We start from the raw sequence: 17387 nt of genomic DNA, 5'->3' as shown, positions 1-17387 counted from the left end.
ACGGCAGTTGCCCAGAACCGTTCCCCGGCCGTGCCCGCCGCGCGGCCGCCCGACCGCAGGACGGAACCATGCCGCAGAACGCACCCGAGCATCTCTACTTCGTCTGTCTCCCGGCGCACGGCCATGTGAACCCGACGCTGCCCCTCGTGGCGGAACTCGTGCGCCGCGGACACCGGGTCACCTACGCCACACACCCCAAGTTCGGCGGGCGCGTGGAGGCCGCGGGCGCCACGCTCCTGCCGCTGGCCTTCGAGATGCCGCCGCCGCCCACCGGCGACTACGGACCTCGCCGCTTCGTGGAGCGCATGGAACTGTTCGCCGGATTCATCAGGGCGGGTTTCCCCGTCGTCCTGGAACAGGCACGGCACGACCTGCCCGATGCCGTCTGCTACGACATGGCGTCCCCGGTGGGCCGGATGCTGGCCGAGAAGCTCGCCCTACCGGGCGTGGGCCTCCTGCCGACCTTCGCCGACAACGCTCACACCCGGCGCGCGGGACTGGTGCCCGGCGCGCAGGGTCCCGACAGGACCACCTTGCGGCCCGTGCTCGCGAGGCTCCGCCGACGTGCCACCACATACGGGGTGAGCATGGCCTCCGTACTCATGTCGGGCCCGCCCGCCGAGGTGAACGTGGTCTTCGTCCCCCGCGAGTTCCAGTACGCGGCCGAGACGTTCGACGACGGCTACCACTTCGTCGGCCCTTCACTCGAAGCGGACGGCGACGCGGCCCACCCGGACACCGACGTGCATCCCGCTGCCGACGGCGAGCCGCTGGTCTACGTCTCGCTCGGCACGGCCTCCCGACGGCCCGAGTTCCTCGCCCTGTGCAGGGACGCGTTCGCCGGCACCGGACAGCGCGTCGCCATGTCCACCGGTGAACACATCGACCCCGCCGAACTGGGCACCCTGCCGGCGGAGTTCGACGTGCGACCGTACTTCCCCCAGCGTGCGGTCCTGCGGCACGCCGCCGTCTTCGTCTCGCACGGCGGCATGAACTCCATCATGGAATCGGTGCACGCGGGGGTGCCCCTCGTCGTGGTGCCGGAGCGCCCCGAGCAGGAGGCGAACGCGCGGCGCGTCGAGGAACTCGGCCTGGGGCGGCGGCTGGCGGGTGCGGGCCTCACCGCGGGCGCGCTCCGGGCCGCCGTGGCGTCGGTGGCCTCGGACGCGGCCGTCCGGGCCGGGATCGACCGCATGCGCCGCGCCTGCGCCGCAGCGGGCGGAGCACCCGCGGCGGCCGACGTGGTGGAGACCGTACTCGCTGCCGGGAACGACCGATCCCCCGGCGGTGCCGTCGCCGCGGGGTGAGAGCGCCGCCCTCACCGCAGCTGCGCCGCGCACAGCCGCGCATACGCCCCAGCCGCGGCGAGCAGTTGCCCGTGCGTGCCCTGCTCCACGACGCTTCCCCGGTCAAGGACCACGATCACATCGGCGTCGCGCACCGTCGCGAGGCGGTGGGCGATGACGATGCTCGTGCGGCCCCGGCTCAGCCGGGACATCGCCTCCTGCACCAGGGCTTCGGTGTGCGTGTCCACGGAGCTGGTCGCCTCGTCGAGCACCAGCAGCAGCGGGTCGGCGAGGAAGGCGCGGGCGATGGTGATGAGCTGCTGCTCACCGGCGCTGATCCCCGAACCGCCGTCGCCGAGCACGGTGTCGTAGCCGTCGGGCAGCGTGCGGACGAAGTGGTCGGCGCGTGCGGCCCGTGCCGCCTCCGCCACCTCGGCGCGGGTCGCGCCCTCCCTGCCGTACGCGATGTTGTCGGCGATGGTGCCCGCGAACAGCCAGGCGTCCTGGGGCACCATGCCGATCATGCGCCGGAGTTCCTCGTGCGGCAGCTCGGCGATGTCCACGCCGTCGAGCACGATGCGGCCACCGGTGACGTCGTAGAACCGCGGCAGCAGATTGACCAGGGTGGTCTTGCCCGCCCCCGTCGGCCCGACGACAGCGACCCGCTGGCCTGGTTCGACCGTCAGCGACAGGTGCTCGATGAGCGGTTCCTCGGGCGTGTACCGGAAGGACACATCCTCGAACACCAGCCGCCCGCACGGCTGTTGCGCCCCATCGGAGGCGGGCGGCCGTCCCGGACTCCGGCGCACCTCCGGCTCGTCGAGGAGCGCGAAGACCCGCTCCGCCGAGACCGCGCAGGACTGCGCCAGGTTGGCCACGCTCGCCGCATTGGTCAGCGGGCCGCCGAACTGCCGCGAGTACTGCACGAACGCCTGGGCGTCACCGATCGACAGGGCGCCGGAGGCGACCCGGATCCCGCTGGCCACGGCCACCAGCACATAGCCGAGGTTGCCCATGAAGGTGAGGACGGGCTGGATGGCCCCACTCAGGAACTGCGCCCGGTAACCGGCTTGGAAAAGCTCCTCGTTGTGCCGGGTGAGCTCCTCTGCGGATGCCCGCTGCCGCCCGTGCAGCACCACCAGGTCGTGCGCCGTGTACTCCTCCTCGACATGCGCCGTGAGGCGGCCCGTACGCCCCCATTGGCGCACGAAGTGCGGCTTGGCGCGCCGGGCGATCACCGCGGTCAGCGCGAAGGTGAGCGGCACCGTGACCAGGGCGACCAGGGCCAGCGGTGGCGAGATCCAGAACATCATGCCGAGGACGCCGACCACCAGGAGCAGCGAGTTGGTGAGCTGGCTGATCGTCTGCTGGAGCGTCTGGGCGATGTTGTCGATGTCGTTGGTCGCGCGGCTCAGGATCTCGCCACGGGGCCGGCGGTCGAAGTGGGCGAGCGGCAGCCGGGACAGTTTCTCCGCCACGTCCTGGCGGAGCGTGCGGACCATGCGCTGAATGACCCGGGTCGTCACCCGCCCCTGCGCGATCCAGCACAGACCGGAGAGTGTGTACACGGCGACGGCGAGGCTCAGCGTCGCCGTGAGCGCGCCGCCGTCGACGCCGCGCCCCGGCACGACGTCCACCGCGCCCAGCATGTCGGCGAGCCCTGCGTCGCCCTGAGCGCGCAGCCGGCCGACGGCGTCCGCCCTGCTCGTCCCCTCCGGCAGCCGCCGCCCGACCAGACCCGCCACGATCAGGTCGGTGGCGTGCGCGAGGACCTTCGGACCGGCCACGTTGAGGGTGACGCTGGTCAGGCCGAGGGCCAACATGCCGTAGAACAGGCCGCGTTGTTGCCTCACCCGGGCCAGCAGGCGGCGGGCCGCGCCCTGGAAGTCCGCGGCCCGCGCCGCCGTCCGCTTCTCGGGCTCCGCCACGGACGACGCCCTCATGCGACGACTCCGTCCGGCGACTGGGAGCGCACGATCGCCCGGTACGTCGGGCTGCTCTCGCACAGTTCCTCGTGGGAGCCGGTGCCCGCGACCCGGCCGTCGTCGAGTACGACGATGCGGTCCGCGTCACGCACGCTGCTCACGCGCTGCGCCACCATGACGACGGTGGCATCGGCCGTCTCCACGGCGAGCGCCGCACGCAGCGCGGCCTCGGTGCGCTGGTCGAGCGCGGAGAACGCGTCGTCGAAGAGGTAGACGTCAGGACCGGCCACCAGCGTCCTCGCGATCGCGAGCCGCTGGCGTTGGCCGCCGGAGACGTTGCTACCGCCCTGGCTGATCGGCGCCCGCAACTGATCCGGCATCCGGGCCACGAAGTCACGGGCCTGCGCCACGTCGAGGGCCCGCCAGAGTTCGTCGTCGGAAGCGTCCGGCCTGCCGAACCTGAGGTTCGAGGCGACCGTCCCGGAGAACAGGTACGCCTTCTGCGGGACCATGCCCACGGTCCGGGTGAGGGCGGCGGGGTCGAGGTGGCGTACGTCCTGGCCGCCGACCCGCACCGTCCCCGCCGTGACGTCGAAGAGGCGCGGGACCAGTCCGAGCAGGGTGGTCTTGCCGCTGCCCGTCGGGCCGATGACCGCAGTGACCGCGCCCGGCTCCGCCGTCATGGTGAGCCCGCTCAGCACAGGTACCTCCGCGCCCGGATACCTGAGCTCCACCCCGCGCCACTCCACCCGCGCGGGCCTGGCAGGCCGGGGCGCGACGCCGACCGGTGGCCCGATCTCCGGTTCCGTGCCCAGTACGTGAGTGATGCGCTCCGCACTCACCTCCCCGCGCGGCAGCACCATGAACAGACCGGCAACGGTCAGCACGGACGTGAGGATCAGCGTGAGATAGGTGATCAGCGCGGTGAGAGCGCCGATCCGCATGCTGCCGTTCTCGATCCGTGGTGCGCTCAGCCACACCACCGCGACGCCGAACAGATTGACCGTCGTCGCGCCCAGCGGAAGGAGCAGCGTGGTCATCCGCCCCACCCGGGTCGAGATGTCGGTGAGGGTGTCGTTGGACCGTGCGAAGCGGCGCTGCTCGTAGGCGTCTCGCACGAAGGCGCGCACGACGCGCACGCCGGTGATCTGCTCCCGGAGCGTGCGCGCGACGTCGTCGACGAGCTCTTGGAGGGACCGCACCAGAGGGCGCAGCCGTCGCAAGATCAGCGCGGCCTGCACCACCAGTACGGGGACCAGGAGCAGCAGGACCGAGGAGAGCGGCACGTCCTGGCCGAGCGCCATGATCACGCCGCCCGCGCACATCAGCGGAGCGGCGACCAGCAGGGTGAGGACGGTGAGGAGGAGCGTCTGGACGTTGTGTACGTCATTGGTGGTGCGGTTGACCAGCGACGGAGTGCCGAACCTGGCCACCTGGCGTACGGACAGGCGCTGCACATGGGCGAAGACGTCCTCCCGAAGATCACGCCCCACGGCCAGCGCCGTGCGTGCCCCGAAGTGCAGGGCGCCGAGCGCGCACAGCACCTGGACCAGTGTGACGGCCAGCATCTGCCCGCCGACGCGCATGATCACCCCGGTGTCACCGCGCACCACTCCCTGGTCGATGATCACGGCGTTGAGCGCGGGCAGCCACAACAGGGCGCTGGTCTGGGCGACTTGGAGCAGTACGGTCAGCGCCACCGCCGAGCGGTAGGGCGCAAGGCGGTGTAACGCGAGTCTGATCAGCACGGAGCGAACCTACTTCGCCGTTCGCTCCGAGGCCACGGGGTGCCGGTCGGCCATGGGCCCGCTACTGGTCCGCCACCCAGCTCCCGTGGAACCCCAGCGGCACCCGTCCCGGCAGGTGCACACGGGCCAGCGGGTGTCCCGTGAAGTCCTGGGCGGAGAGGACCAGCAGGTCGGTCGCGCCGCGGTCGGGGTCGTGGACGTAGGAGAGGATGTAGCCGTCGTCCTCGTCGCGTGCGCCGCGCCGCGGCACGAACACGGGCTCGCTGGCCGCCGACCCCTTCGGGAAGCGGCACACCTGCTTGCTGTCGCGCAACATGTCGTGCTTGACCAGGCAGTTGGTGAACTTGGTGTCCGGCGGCACCCCGTCCAGGGTCTCGTACGCACGCCACATCTCCGCCGCGCTCGCCGTGTACGCGAAGCGGTGCCTGCGGGAGACGAGTGACTCGTTGACGCGGGGGAACTCCTGCGCCTGATCGTCGATTCGGGTGCTGCGCACCCGGCCCGCGCGCAGGTCGACCGTCCAGCGGTTCAGCGTCGGCGCGCCCGTCGTGGAGGGGCCGCCGTTGCCCCGCCCAGCGGCGTAGAAGGGCGCGGGCATCGAGGTGTGTTCGAGGATCAGCTCATCGCCCTGGTCGTAGGCGTTGAGCGTGTGCGAGAAGTACACCGGATCGATCTCGAACCACCGGGTGGTGCCCCCGGTGCGCGGCATGACCCCGATGCGCATCGGGTGCCGCTCGTTCCAGACGTACGGCACGATCGCACCCGCCTCGGCGGCCGCCGGGTCGAACGTGACGGGGACATCCACGATCACCACGTACTTCCGGGTGAGCGCGAAGTCGTGCATCATCGGCGCGTCCGCCACCGGGATCTTGCTGGTGCGGGCCACCCGCCCGGTCCGGTCGATCATGATGTGCCGCACGTGGTCCCACGTCGGGTAGTACGCCACCGCGTGCAACTCGTCCGCCGCCGCGTCGTACTTGGTGTGCGCGGTGAACGCGCCCTCCAGCGTGCCCCGGAAGTCGTAAGGGCGCACCGTGCCGAGTTCGCCGTCCATCTCGTACGGCAGCGGACCGCTCTCCTGGAGCGCCAGGATCCGCCCCTTGTACGGGATCACGTGCGTGTTGCACGGGAAGTCGTCCGGTGGCACCGGGCCCGGGTACGGCTCGCCGAGCTTCTTCGCCACCTGCGAGGAACGCACCCACCGGTTGCGGTACCACTCGGCGCGTCCGTCGCGCAGCCGCACCCCGTGCACCATGCCGTCGCCCAGCATCCAGTGGTGTGCCCGCGGGTCCTCCAGGCCGAGGGGGTTGGGTCCCGTGCGCAGGTAGCGGCCGTCCAGGTCGCGCGGCACGCGGCCGGTCACCCGCAGGTCGAACTCGGTCAACTCCTCGCTCACCGGGGCGAACGCGCCCTCCAGGAACGGCAGGGACGTTCCGCCGCCGCCCGCCGCGGCCCGCGCGGTGGTGGCGCCGGGCCCGAGCCCGTAGCCGCCGACCACGCTGCCCGCGGCGGCGAGCGCCGCACCCTGGAGGATTCTCCGTCGCGTATGACTGGTCATCACATCTCCCGTTCGCCGTCGGTGTCCGGCGAGGAGAGCCGGAGTGTTCGCTGGTGACGGGAACAAGCCTGCTCCGGCGGGCGGTTCGGCACAGGAGGCCTGGGGCCCGGACACGGGGTGGCGCTGACACCACCCCCGGGGCGGGGGACCGGTGAGCGCGCGGCGATGCCGGTCAGGCCCCCTCGCGCCCGCCCGGCCGGTGTCGTGTGCCCGCGCCGTGCAGATACCTCGCCGCCCTGCGGCGCAGCTCGTCCGTCTCGGCTGTGCCCGCGGAGCCGGTCCTGTCGAGCAGGGACAGCACCTCCTCCCAGCAGGCGCGGGCCCGGTCGGTGTGCCCGATGCCGTGCAGCGCGCTGCCGAGGACCGTGAGCACCCCGGCCCGGTGGCGCGTCCTCTCCGAATCGGTCAGCAGGGAGAGCGCGAGTTCCGCGTCGGACGCGGCGTCCGCGAACCGGCCCGTCGCCAGGTGCGCCTCGGCGAGCCTGTACAGGGTCTGCCCCTCCCAGATCCTGTTCCCCTGCTGTCTGAACGCCCTTAGCGCGGAGCTCAATTGGAACACCGCGTCGTCGAACTGCTCGCTCTTGGTGAGTGCGAGCCCGAGTACGTAGTGGGCGCCGGCCACGCGCTCGGTGCGGCCCGTGCGGTCGTGGATGTCGAGGGACCGGCGGGCGAGGTCGACGGCGCTCGCGGGCTTGCCGAGGGAGAGGCGGATGCGGGACAGATTGCCGAGGGCGTCGGCCTCGCCGGGCAGATTGCGCAGGGTCCGGAAGCTGCTGACGGCCTCCGCCAAGTACCGCTCACCGTCCGCGTGGCGGCCCTGGAACATCGCGATCACGCCGAGGTCGTGCACGGCCAAGCAGTGCGGCAGCGGGTCGCCGGTCCGCTCGGCGAGGCGGACGGCGCGCCGCGCCTCACCGTCCGCCTGCTCCAGGCGCCCGGCGAGCAGCAGCACACCGGCGAGCGCCGTCCTCGCCCGAGCCTCGGCCCAGGGGTCATCGCCCTCCCGGGCCGCGGCGCACGCCGCTTCGGCCACGGACTCGTACAGCCCCGGATTGGCTCCGGAGTCGGCGAGTTCCCTGGCCGCGAGGAGCAGGTCCACACCGCGGCGCGCGGAATCCGTCGGCAGGGACTGCTGCACGCAGGCCAGGACGCAGTCGGACTCGGCGTGCAGCCAGCGCCTGGCGGATGCGGCGGTGTCGAAGCGCAGGCCCTCGGTGCGCCCCGGCTGGAGGTAGGAGACGGCGGTGTCGCCGGGACGCGTGAGCGCGTACGCCCCCGAGGCCGTCATCAAGTAGAAGTCCATGAGCCGCGACAGCGAGTCGGCCCGCTCGCGCGGCGGCTGTTCGTCGCGCTCGGCACACGCCCGCGCGTACAGGCGTACCAGATCGTGATAGCGGTAGCGGCCCGGTGCCGCCGACTCCAGGAGGGACGTGTCGACCAGGGACTCCAGCAGGTCCTCCGTGGCCTCCACCGGCTGGTCGAGCATGGCGGCCGCCGCGCTCAGCGAGATGTCGGGCCCCTCGGCGAGGCCCAACAGGCGGAAGGCGCGCGCCTGTTGTGCTTCGAGCGCGCCGTAGTCCAGCTCGAAGGTCGCCTTGACCGCGAGGTCGCCCGCCTGGAGTTCGTCGAGCCTGCGCCGCTTGTCGGCGAGCTTCGCCGCGAGGGTCGAGACCGTCCACGTGCGCCGGGCCGCGAGGCGGGAGGCCGCGATGCGGATCGCCAGCGGCAGGAAGCCGCACGCCGCGACCACGTCGAGCGCCGCATGCCGCTCCGGCGTCACCCGCTCCGCACCCACGATCCTGGTGAAGAGGAGCAGCGCCTCATCGGGCGACATCACGTCCAGGTCGACGAGATGGGCCGCGGGCAGGTCCACCATCCGCCCCCGCGACGTGATCAGCGCCGCACACCCGCCGCTGCCCGGCAGCAGCGGCCTGACCTGCGCCACGTCCCGGGCGTTGTCCAGGACCACGAGGATCCGGCGGTCGGCGAGCACCGAGCGGTACAGCGCCTGGCGCTCCTCCAAGGTGTCGGGGACGCCCTGATCGGGTGTGCCGAGGGCCCGCAGGAACGCGCCGAGCACGGTCTCCGGGTCGGCTGCCCGCTCTCCCACACCCTGGAGGTCCACGTAGAGCTGACCGCCCGGGAAGAGCGCCCGTGCCTGGTGGGCCACGTGCACCGCGAGCGTCGTCTTTCCCGCCCCGCCGATGCCCGCGATCGCCGCGACGGTCAGGCCCCGGCTCTCGGCGGCCGAGAGCACCTCAAGCAGCTCGCCGACATGGGCGCTCTTGCCGGTGAAGTCGGGGACGGTGGCGGGTAGTTGTTCCGGACGCACCGTCACCGGTGCTACATGGGACGGCGGTGACGCGGGCCCTTTGAGCGTCGCGTCGGCCGTCAGGATGCGCCGCTGGAGGATCCGCAGCTCGGGCCGGGGTTCCACGCCCAGCTCGGCGGCGAGCAGCCGCCGCGTGTCGGCGTACACGGCCAGGGCCTCGGCCTGCCGGCCCGCGCGGTAGAGGGCGAGCATCAGCAGCTCCCGCAGCCGTTCCCGCAGCGGGTGCGCGGCCGTCAGCGCGGTGAGCTCCGAGACCGCCTCGACGTGGCCGCCCAGATCCAGTTCCATGTCGAGCCGCTGCTCCCGCAGTTGGAGCTGCCACTCCGTGAGCCGTGCGCGTTGCGTCTCGGCGTACGGGCCCGGCACACCGGCCAGCGGCTCTCCGTGCCACAAGGAGAGAGCCCTGTCGAGCAGTCTCTTGGCAGAGTCGAGGTCCCCCGCCGTGCGTACCTTCTCGGCCTCGGCCGCCAGGTATTCGGCGGTCGTCAAGTCCAGTGCGTCAACAGGGGAGTTGACCCTGATCGCGTAGCCGCCCGAGACGCTCGCCAGCAGTCCCGGCGGGAACATCTTGCGCAGCCGCGAGGCATAGGTGCGCACCGCCGCGAGGGCCTGCGACGGCGGGTCATCGCCCCAGATCGCCTCGATCAGCTCGGCGGCGGTCGCCACGCGCCCGTCCCGGAGCAACAGGGCGGACAGGAGCGCCCGTTGCTGCGGGGATCCGGTGGCGAGACTCTCCCCGTCGCGCCAGGCCCGCACGGGGCCCAGCACGGAGAAGCGCACCGTCTCGGTGTCCTGCTCGTGCCGCTCGGGCACCCTGGGATGCTCCTGGGCGGGGCGGCGAACGGCCGGCCCGGGAACGAGGACCGGTGCGGCCCACGGCTCGACCTTCGGCACGGTCCACGGCCGGATCGTCGGAGTGGCGGTCCGGGGGGCGGGCCCCGGGCCGGACCAGGGCGGGGTTCGCCGCTCGGCGATCCGCGCGGGCGGCTCGCCCGCCAGGTTCCCCGACCGCTCCTGGGTCCCGGCCGGTCGGGCGGCCCCGGCCGGTCGGACGTCCTCGGCCGGTACGGCGCCCCCGCCAGGACCGGACGCGGCCCGCACCACGCTCCGCGCGTCCCCGATCCTGCGCACGGGCCCCAGCACCTGCGCCGCCTCGAACTCGGTGCCCGCGAGCGTACGCAGCGACGACAGCGACTGCGGATGGCGCGTGCCCAGCGTCGCCGACGTCTTCTGCGCCACCACGGCCAGGACGTCGGCGGCCCGCTCCATCCGGTCCCGTGCGCCCGCCGAACGCGCCGACTCGAACTCGGCCGACGCCAGCGCCACCACGGCCGCGAGCGACCGGGGATGGCCCTCGCCCAGGAGTCGCACCAACTGGCGTACGACCTGTTCCAACGGGCCGAGCAGTTCGTCCGCCTCGGCGGTCGAACCCTGCTGCCGCACCCCTTCGACCAGGACCGTGAGCGCCAGGAGCCGTACGTTCAGGAGGGCTTCCGTGCCTTCCTCGTCGCTCACCATGTCCAGGGCGTGCCGGGCCGCGGGCACCGCCTCCTCGTGGTCGCCCTTGCGCATCTTGACGGCGGCCAGATTCGCCAGCGTACGGGCGGCGGCGACGCCGGTCCGCGCGCGTGAGCCGGGGGCGTGGTCGAACGACAGGAGCACCGAAGCCGCCGCGAGCTTCCCTCGGTTCGCCAGCGTGACGGCGAGCTGATTGCGCACGGCACTGTCCAGGTCCCGCAGTTCTGGATCCCCGAGCGCCCGTGCCGACACCTGGTCCACCAGCGCGGACGACGCGTCCCCGAGGCCCAGCGCGTCGAGCAGGGCGGTGAGGTACGCGAAGTGCTTGCCCGCGGCGGGCGCGAACAGCGCGCGCGGGTCGGCGCGCAGCCCGTCGAGCGCGATGGTCAGCCCGGCCGCACCCGCGGACCCACCGGCGAGGGCGCTCTCCGCCCGGGAAATGGCCTCCTGCCAGGAGCCGGTCACCCGCCACCCCCTCCGAAGTCGTTCTCGATGGCCCGCCGGGCCGCGATGAACTTCAGCTCCGCGATCTGCGTCGGATCCAGCTCACCGGAGTCGGCCCACTGCTGGAGCCGGTGGAACCACTCCTCGACCTTGGCGCCGCTGGTGACGGCGACGGGTTCCACCACGCCGCCCACCTCTTCCACGCCCGCCCCCTGCGGACGCAGGACGTCGATCAGGTGGTTGAGCTGGAGGTGGTCGAAGCGGGACACGGCCTCCGCGATGGTCGCGGCGAACAGGACGTTGGCCGCGCGCCGTCCGTCCGCGCGGTCCAGGCCCTGTTCGAGCAGGATGCCCACGACGACCGGCTCCTGCTCCGCGGCACACTCCACCGGGCCGCCGGAGTACCCCGAGTAGTCGCCGAGCACCTGATCCACCGTCAATTGCAGTGCCTCGATGGCCGCACCGCCCTGGCAGGCGTAGTCGTCGGACTGGGCGTCGATGTTCCCGCGCAGCTTCGCCTCGTCGAGGGCCGGCCGGTAGGGACCCTCCCAGCGGCCGCCGACGAGCGCGCGCCCCGCCTTCCTGATCATGCTGAGCGGTACGTAGTGCGCCGCCCCGATCTCTATCAGCGCCAGATCGGCGCTGTCGTCCTGCCGGCACACCCGGCCGTCGATCCGGCTGCCGTCGGCCAGGACGATGTGTACGCTCCCGTCGGGCGTGCTCAGGCCCCGCAGGCAGTGCAGCGCGGTGAGGATGTAACGCGGCGTCAGCAGGAAGCCACCGCCGAGACGTTGCCGCGCCTGGTACAGATCGACCCAGTAGTCGGGGATCGTGCCGTAGTCGGGGATCGGGCTCGTCATGGCGTACCGGAAGTCCGCTCCACGGTGAGCGTGACCTCGAACGACGCCTCGGCCGACGCCTTGGAGAGGATCACTCCGGCCTCGGCCGCGAGCGTCAGACCGAAGGTGACCTCCATGCTGGAGACCTGCCAGCCGTCCCGGGCCGGGGCCTGCGTGAGGGCCTGCTGCGCGATGCCCGCGGCCTGCACGATCGCCTCCTCGACCTCGGCGGAGCGGTCGGCGAGCGGCGACGTCGTCCGGGTCCTGGCGGCGATCTGCCGGTTGCCGCCGGCGTCGAGCGCCACCGTCTCCACCCTGACCCGAGTCATGTGCTGTGTCGCCCCTGTATGTGCTTGCCGCGCGCGGCAGTTGAGTGATCCGGCCGGCGGACCGACCCCCATGAAAGCTTGTACGCCATTTCGGCGGCAAGAGTTCCCGGAAAGCGGGCCCGGTCCTCCGGTCAGGGCGCGAAGACCTGGGAGTCGTCGGCGAAGGCCTTGAACTCCAGTGCGTTGCCCGCCGGATCGAGCAGGAACATCGTGTGCTGCTCGCCGGTCTGCCCCGCGAAGCGGACGTAGGGCTCGATGACGAACTCGGTCCCCGCCGCGCGCAGCCGCCCGGCGAGCTCCTCGAAGACGGGGACGGTCAGGATCAGCCCGAAGTGCGGTACGGGGACGTCGTGTCCGTCGACCGGATTGTGGACGCGCCGGGCGCGCTCGGGTGCGAGGTGCGTGACGAACTGGTGGCCGTGCAGGTTCCAGTCGATCCAGGTCTCCGCGCTGCGGCCCTGCGGCAGGCCGAGGACGCCGCCGTAGAAGCGGCGCGCCGCTTCGAGGTCGTCGACCGGCACCGCCAGGTGGAACCGGGGTATCGGAGAGTCGGGAACGCTCATGACGTTGTCCTTCCTGTCGGTGCGGCGGAGCGGTAGTACGCCTAGCGCTTGCGTCCGACCCCGCCGAACATCGCCACCTCGTCCGGCTCCCCGTCCGCGGTGTCCTGCGCACGCCAGCGCGAGCAGGAGACCACGCCGGGGTCGAGGAGGTCCAGACCGTCGAAGAAGCGGGTGACCTGCTCGGGGGTGCGCTGGTTCAGCCTCGGGGTGCCGTTCTCGTTCCAGAACGCCACGGCCGCGTCGACGTCCGGCATGGCCGGGCTCGTGATGGTGTGCGACAGCACGAGATGGCTGCCGGAGGGCAGCGCGTCGAGCAGCCTGCGCACCACGCCGTAGGGGTCCTCGTCGTCGCCGACGAAGATGACCACACCGAGCAGGACGAGCGCGACGGGCTGGGTGAAGTCCAGTGTCCCCGCGGCCTGTTCCAGGATCTGCGGCACGTCGCGCAGATCGGCGTCGATGTAGTCGGTCCTGCCCTCGGGCGTGCTGGTGAGAAGGGCCTGGGCGTGGCGCAGGACGAGCGGGTCGTTGTCGACGTAGACGACCCTGGCGTCCGGCGCGGTGCGCTGCGCGACCTCATGGGTGTTGTCGACCGTGGGCAGGCCCGTGCCGATGTCCAGGAACTGGCGGATGCCCGCGTCGGCGGTGAGATGGCGCACCGCGCGCCCCAGGAAGGCCCGGTCGGCGAGGGCGTAGTCGACGATGCCCGGGTGGAGTCTGCGGATCTGCTCGCCCGCGGCCTCGTCGACGGGGTAGTTGTCCTTGCCGCCCAGCCAGTAGTTCCAGATCCGCGCCGTGTGCGCCCGGCTGGTGTCGATCCGGCCGAGGTCTCCGCCGCCGTACGCCTCGCTCGTCATGGGCCTTCTCCCGCCGTCCGTCGATCACGCTCGCGGCACTCACCCTAGTGCTCGGCGCCCGGCGGTTTCGGCGGGTCGGCCCCAACGGCCCTACGGGGAGGGCCCGTTCCTCGCGGAGCGGGCCCTCCCCATCGGCGGGACCGGACGTCAGACCCGGTCGGCCGCGATCAGCAGGTACTGGAACGAACCGTCCTTGTAGGAGTTGATGAACGCCTCCTCGATCCCCGTGACCAGCGAGGACGTGGCCCGCAGCTCCCAGTAGGGCAGCGTGTCGGGGGTGAGGTCGACGACGGCCTGCGGCACGAGGCGGTTGTCGGCCATGGCGCGCAGATACTCACGGCGCGAGTGGATGTTGCACTCGAAGTGCGCGTTGATCTGGGAGACCCACTTCGAGGGCTGGCCGTAACGCGGGTTCCAGCAACCGGTGATGGTCACATAGCGGCCACCGACCTTGAGGATGCGGGAGTGCTCGGCGAACAGGTCCTGGAGGTCGACGTACATGCTCGACTCGTTGTTCCACGAGCCCGCGGCCTTGCCGGTCTCGAAGGGCGTGGCGAGCATGTTGCAGACGCGGGCCCGGACGTGGTCCTGGATGCGGAGTTCCTGGGCGCGCCGGTTGGCGAACTCGGCCTGCTTGGCCGAGAGCGTGACACCTTCGACGGAGCATCCGAAGCGCTGGTGCGCCATGACCATCGAGCCGCCGCGCCCGCAGCCCGCGTCCACCAGGGTGTCGTCGCCGCCGATGTCACCGAGGTGTCCGAGCAGGCACTCGGCCTGCGCCGACTCCAGCCTGTGGAGCTCGGCGATGAGCTTCTTCTCGCTCTCGCTGTCCTCGGGGTCGCCGAGGGCGGTGCGGTCGACCTCACCGATGCCGTAGTGGTGGTGGTAGAGACCGTCGACATCGCCGAGACGCAGGTTCACGGGCCTGGCCTCCCCGTCCCAGTAGCGGGCGATGTCCCCCTGATAGGGCGTCGCGGGACCGGGGATGCGCACGGGGGCGTCGGTGGCGGTGAGTTCGGTGCTGGTCACAGATGAGTCCATTCTTCCTACCAGAAGTCGGGCAGGCTGTAGCGATAGGTGTTGGTGCGGTGCCAGTGGTGGTTGCCGTCGACCCATGCGGCGACGCCGCGCAGGAAGCGCTGCACGTTCGGCAGGGGGCAGTCGGCGGCCAGGGCCGCGGCTTCGGTCTCGAAGTCGTGCATGAGGTCGTTGTGGACCTCGACCGACTTCAGATAGGCGTCCCGGTCGGAGAGGCCCTCTCGTTCGGCGATCACGACGGGCAGGTTCAGGTGCCGGCCGGGGGCGTCGAGTTCCTTGGTGTAGGAGTAGAGGTCGTTGACGATGGTCGTCGCGTTTCCCGCGAGTGCGATGACCTTCTGCATGTCCGGTCGGGCGTGCAGGTCCGCGGGCAGTTCGTAGCCGCCCACGGTGTCGGTGATGGTCGGGCAGGGGCGGAAGTTGTTGAACTGGCGCATCGCCAGGTACTCCCACACCTCGGGCACCCGGTCCTCCTGGGCCCAGGAGGCCTCGGCGAGATAGCCGAGGTGCAGCCGGGCCATGTCGTGCCTGAACCGGTCGGCCTGGGCGGGGCTCGCCGCCTGGAGCAGGTACTCCATGGCGGAGCGGTAGGCGCGCCGCGGCGCGTCCGAGTACAGCGACTCGGCCCACTGCGGCTGGTACTCCCGCGTGGTGTACAGCGGGTCGAGGGCGGTGTGCGCGAGGAGCAGGCGTTCGCCGAGACCTACGGGTGAGCCGCCGTGGTCCTCGCAGTAGCAGTCGTCCACCGCGTTCTCGGCCACCATCAGGCGGGTGGCGATCATCAGGTGGTCGATCGTGGGCGCGTCCGGATGGCAGCCGACCATGTAGCGGCCCACGGAGAAGCCGTCGAACTGCTCCTCCCAGTCGTCGGGATACAGGGAAACCTCGTCCAGCGCCCAGGACTTGATCCTCCGGCTGATCTCCTCGACCCGCACGGGGTCGGGTTCGGGCACCGGGTGGTGGTAGAGGCCCGGGATGGGCTTGCCCTCGGCGGCCGAGGGTTCGGTGGTCGCCGGGAGTTCCGCGGGCTGCGGCTCCTCCCGCAGACTCAGCCGCAACCCCGCGGTCCCCAGTCCGGTGGGGCCCCGCAGGATCCGGTCCAGGTCTGCCTCGGGTGCCGGCGCCCCGGCCTGGGCGGGCACGGACGGCGTGGGCAGCTCGGGCGGCTCGGGCGGCTCGGGCACGAGAAGTGCGGGTGGTTCCGGTACCGCGGGCGCACTGGGCGCGCCGCCGGTCACGGCCTTGATGTCGCAGGCGCGGGCCACGGCGTCGGTGAGGACGTCGGTCCCGAAGCGGGCTGCCGTCTCGGGCAGGCTCGACTGCGGTGGTGTCGGCTCAGGCGCGGACATCGATGGCTCCTCGGCACCGTGGGGGAGTTGGGCGGCGGCCATCCGCTACCTGGGCCAGCGGGCGATCTGCACGTTCTCCAGCACGCCGACCGCGTCCGGCACGAGGATGGCGGCGGAGTAGTAGGTGCTGACGAGGTAGGAGGTGATCGCCTGCTCGTTGAGGCCCATGAAGCGGACCGAGAGCCCCGGCTCGTACTCGTCGGGGAGGCCGGTCTGGTGGAGACCGATGACGCCTTGGTTCTCCTCGCCGGTACGCATGCAGAGGATCGAGCTGGTCTTCTCCTCCGTGATCGGGATCTTGCCGCACGGCAGAATCGGTACGCCACGCCAGGCGGGGACCTGCTGGCCACCGAGGTCGACGTGGTCCGGGTAGATCCCGCGCGCGTTGAACTCGCGGCCGATCGCCGCGATCGTCTTGGGGTGCGCGAGGAAGAACTTGGAGCCGCGGCGCCGGCAGAGCAGCTCGTCCAGGTCGTCCGGCGTGGGCGGCCCCGAGTGCGGCTGGAGCCGCTGCTTGAAGTCGGCGTTGTGCAGCAGGCCGAACTCCCTGTTGTTGACCAGCTCGTGCTCCTGGCGCTCGCGCAACGCCTCGATGGTGAGCCTGAGTTGCTCCTTGGTCTGGTTCATCGGCCCGTTGTAGAGATCGGCGACCCTGGTGTGGATCCGCAGGATGGTCTGCGCGACCGAGAGCTCGTACTCGCGCGGCTTGAGCTCGTAGTCGACGAACGCGCCGGGCAGCGCGTGCTCGCCGGTGTGGCCCGCGGACATCGCGATCTCCGCCTCGCCCCGGTGGTTCTGCCGGCGCTGGGAGCGTGCGGCGAACTCCTCGAGGTGCTCGCGCAGGCCCGGGGCCGTGGACCGTACGGCGGCGAAGTCGGCGCGCGACAGGGTGAGCAGGGTGCCCGAGGTCTCCGCGGTGGCGGTCTGCTCCCACCGGGCGTCCTCGTCGAGGAGCGTGTGCTCGCCGAACTGGTCGCCGTCGGCGAGTACGTCCAGGTCGACCTCGTCGCCGTAACCGCCCACGGACTTCTGGCTGATGCGGCCGTGGGCGATCAGATGGAGCTGGTCCGCGGGCGCGCCGCGCTCGACCAGCGTCTCACCGGCGCGGAAGTCGCGCTGCACGCACCGGTCCGCGATGGCGGTGAGGACGTCCACGTCGTCGAAGCCGCGCAGCAGGGCCAGTTCACCGAGCTCACGCGGGATCACCCGGACCGTGGCACCGTCCTGGACGAACTCCACGGTCCCGTCGCCGACGGTGTACGACAGCCGGCGGTTCACCCGGTACGCGCCGCCCTTGGTCTCCACCCAGGGGAGCATCCGCAGCAGCCAGCGAGAGGTGATCTCCTGCATCTGCGGGGCGGATTTGGTGGTGGTGGCGAGGTTGCGGGCCGCCGCCGTGCCCAGGCTGGATTGCCGGGGAGGTTCCAGTCGCGCTTCCGGGCTCGAGTCAACAGTCATCGGGCGAGCTCTCCTTGCTCAGGGCGTGCGCGTATATGTGTGTTATGGGTCAACGGAAAGAAAAGGGGCATCCGAGCGGGAATCCGTCCAGATCCAGGGGGACACTAGTGGCCGAGCCACCCTCGAAGCCCAGGAAAACGGGT

Annotated in this window: 12 protein-coding genes; 1 reads left to right on the top strand and 11 read right to left on the bottom strand. The window is 71.8% G+C overall.

All coding sequences use genetic code 11. The annotated features are described in order from the left end of the window. Positions 1 to 68 precede the first annotated feature (68 nt). Positions 69 to 1307, top strand: coding sequence for a macrolide family glycosyltransferase (locus tag ACIO9J_RS03105; RefSeq protein WP_401991581.1), 1239 nt, complete (start codon positions 69 to 71; stop codon positions 1305 to 1307). A gap of 11 nt (positions 1308 to 1318) precedes the next feature. On the opposite strand, the gene ACIO9J_RS03100 is transcribed toward ACIO9J_RS03105, so the two are convergent. From ACIO9J_RS03100 to ACIO9J_RS03050, 11 genes are all read right to left on the bottom strand, one after another. After that, entirely contained in the window at positions 1319 to 3229 is a 1911-nt protein-coding gene (locus tag ACIO9J_RS03100) for an ABC transporter ATP-binding protein (protein ID WP_401991578.1), read from the bottom strand. After that, on the bottom strand, positions 3226 to 4959 hold the full coding sequence (locus tag ACIO9J_RS03095; protein WP_401991575.1) for an ABC transporter ATP-binding protein: 1734 nt from the start codon (positions 4957 to 4959) through the stop codon (positions 3226 to 3228). The genes ACIO9J_RS03100 and ACIO9J_RS03095 overlap by 4 nt, the downstream gene beginning before the upstream one ends. Positions 4960 to 5020: 61 nt before the next feature. Continuing rightward, positions 5021 to 6517 (bottom strand): carotenoid oxygenase family protein, encoded by a 1497-nt coding sequence (locus tag ACIO9J_RS03090; RefSeq protein ID WP_401991572.1) that lies wholly within the window; start codon positions 6515 to 6517, stop codon positions 5021 to 5023. Between the two features lie 172 nt (positions 6518 to 6689). Next, a complete protein-coding gene (locus tag ACIO9J_RS03085) occupies positions 6690 to 9662 on the bottom strand; it encodes an AfsR/SARP family transcriptional regulator (RefSeq protein WP_401993032.1) in 2973 nt (990 codons plus the stop codon). Between the two features lie 1166 nt (positions 9663 to 10828). Continuing rightward, the gene (locus ACIO9J_RS03080) at positions 10829 to 11671 is read right to left on the bottom strand and encodes a serine protease (protein ID WP_401991570.1); all 843 of its coding nucleotides are present in this window, start codon (positions 11669 to 11671) and stop codon (positions 10829 to 10831) included. Next, on the bottom strand, positions 11668 to 11979 hold the full coding sequence (locus ACIO9J_RS03075; protein ID WP_401991567.1) for a CU044_2847 family protein: 312 nt from the start codon (positions 11977 to 11979) through the stop codon (positions 11668 to 11670). Before ACIO9J_RS03075 ends, ACIO9J_RS03080 begins: the two co-directional genes overlap by 4 nt. A 131-nt stretch (positions 11980 to 12110) precedes the next feature. Next, positions 12111 to 12542, bottom strand: a complete 432-nt coding sequence (locus tag ACIO9J_RS03070; protein WP_401991564.1) for a VOC family protein — start codon at positions 12540 to 12542, stop codon at positions 12111 to 12113. A 41-nt stretch (positions 12543 to 12583) separates the two neighbouring features. After that, positions 12584 to 13399, bottom strand: coding sequence for an SAM-dependent methyltransferase (locus tag ACIO9J_RS03065; protein WP_401991562.1), 816 nt, complete (start codon positions 13397 to 13399; stop codon positions 12584 to 12586). Positions 13400 to 13546: 147 nt separating this feature from the next. After that, positions 13547 to 14428, bottom strand: a complete 882-nt coding sequence (locus ACIO9J_RS03060; protein WP_401991559.1) for a geranyl diphosphate 2-C-methyltransferase — start codon at positions 14426 to 14428, stop codon at positions 13547 to 13549. A 17-nt stretch (positions 14429 to 14445) separates the two neighbouring features. Next, a complete protein-coding gene (locus ACIO9J_RS03055; protein ID WP_401991556.1) occupies positions 14446 to 15786 on the bottom strand; it encodes a family 2 encapsulin nanocompartment cargo protein terpene cyclase in 1341 nt (446 codons plus the stop codon). Positions 15787 to 15831: 45 nt separating this feature from the next. Then, positions 15832 to 17244: a family 2B encapsulin nanocompartment shell protein gene (locus tag ACIO9J_RS03050; protein WP_401991553.1), complete on the bottom strand. Its 1413-nt coding sequence runs from the start codon at positions 17242 to 17244 to the stop codon at positions 15832 to 15834. Between the last annotated feature and the right edge of the window lie 143 nt (positions 17245 to 17387).

Origin of the sequence: Streptomyces sp. NPDC087300 (assembly GCF_044744425.1) — a bacterium.
Lineage (GTDB): Bacteria > Actinomycetota > Actinomycetes > Streptomycetales > Streptomycetaceae > Streptomyces.
The sequence above is the reverse complement of the archived record's forward strand: the minus strand, read 5'-3'. Positions and strand labels throughout refer to the sequence as shown.

Excerpts from the sequence above, each read along its gene's own strand:
- ACIO9J_RS03105 (WP_401991581.1), top strand. The coding sequence starts at position 69 with ATGCCGCAGAACGCACCCGAGCATCTCTACTTCGTCTGTCTCCCGGCG.
- ACIO9J_RS03100 (WP_401991578.1), bottom strand. The coding sequence starts at position 3,229 with ATGAGGGCGTCGTCCGTGGCGGAGCCCGAGAAGCGGACGGCGGCGCGG.
- ACIO9J_RS03090 (WP_401991572.1), bottom strand. The coding sequence starts at position 6,517 with ATGACCAGTCATACGCGACGGAGAATCCTCCAGGGTGCGGCGCTCGCC.
- ACIO9J_RS03080 (WP_401991570.1), bottom strand. The coding sequence starts at position 11,671 with ATGACGAGCCCGATCCCCGACTACGGCACGATCCCCGACTACTGGGTC.
- ACIO9J_RS03075 (WP_401991567.1), bottom strand. The coding sequence starts at position 11,979 with ATGACTCGGGTCAGGGTGGAGACGGTGGCGCTCGACGCCGGCGGCAAC.
- ACIO9J_RS03070 (WP_401991564.1), bottom strand. The coding sequence starts at position 12,542 with ATGAGCGTTCCCGACTCTCCGATACCCCGGTTCCACCTGGCGGTGCCG.
- ACIO9J_RS03065 (WP_401991562.1), bottom strand. The coding sequence starts at position 13,399 with ATGACGAGCGAGGCGTACGGCGGCGGAGACCTCGGCCGGATCGACACC.
- ACIO9J_RS03055 (WP_401991556.1), bottom strand. The coding sequence starts at position 15,786 with ATGTCCGCGCCTGAGCCGACACCACCGCAGTCGAGCCTGCCCGAGACG.
- ACIO9J_RS03050 (WP_401991553.1), bottom strand. The coding sequence starts at position 17,244 with ATGACTGTTGACTCGAGCCCGGAAGCGCGACTGGAACCTCCCCGGCAA.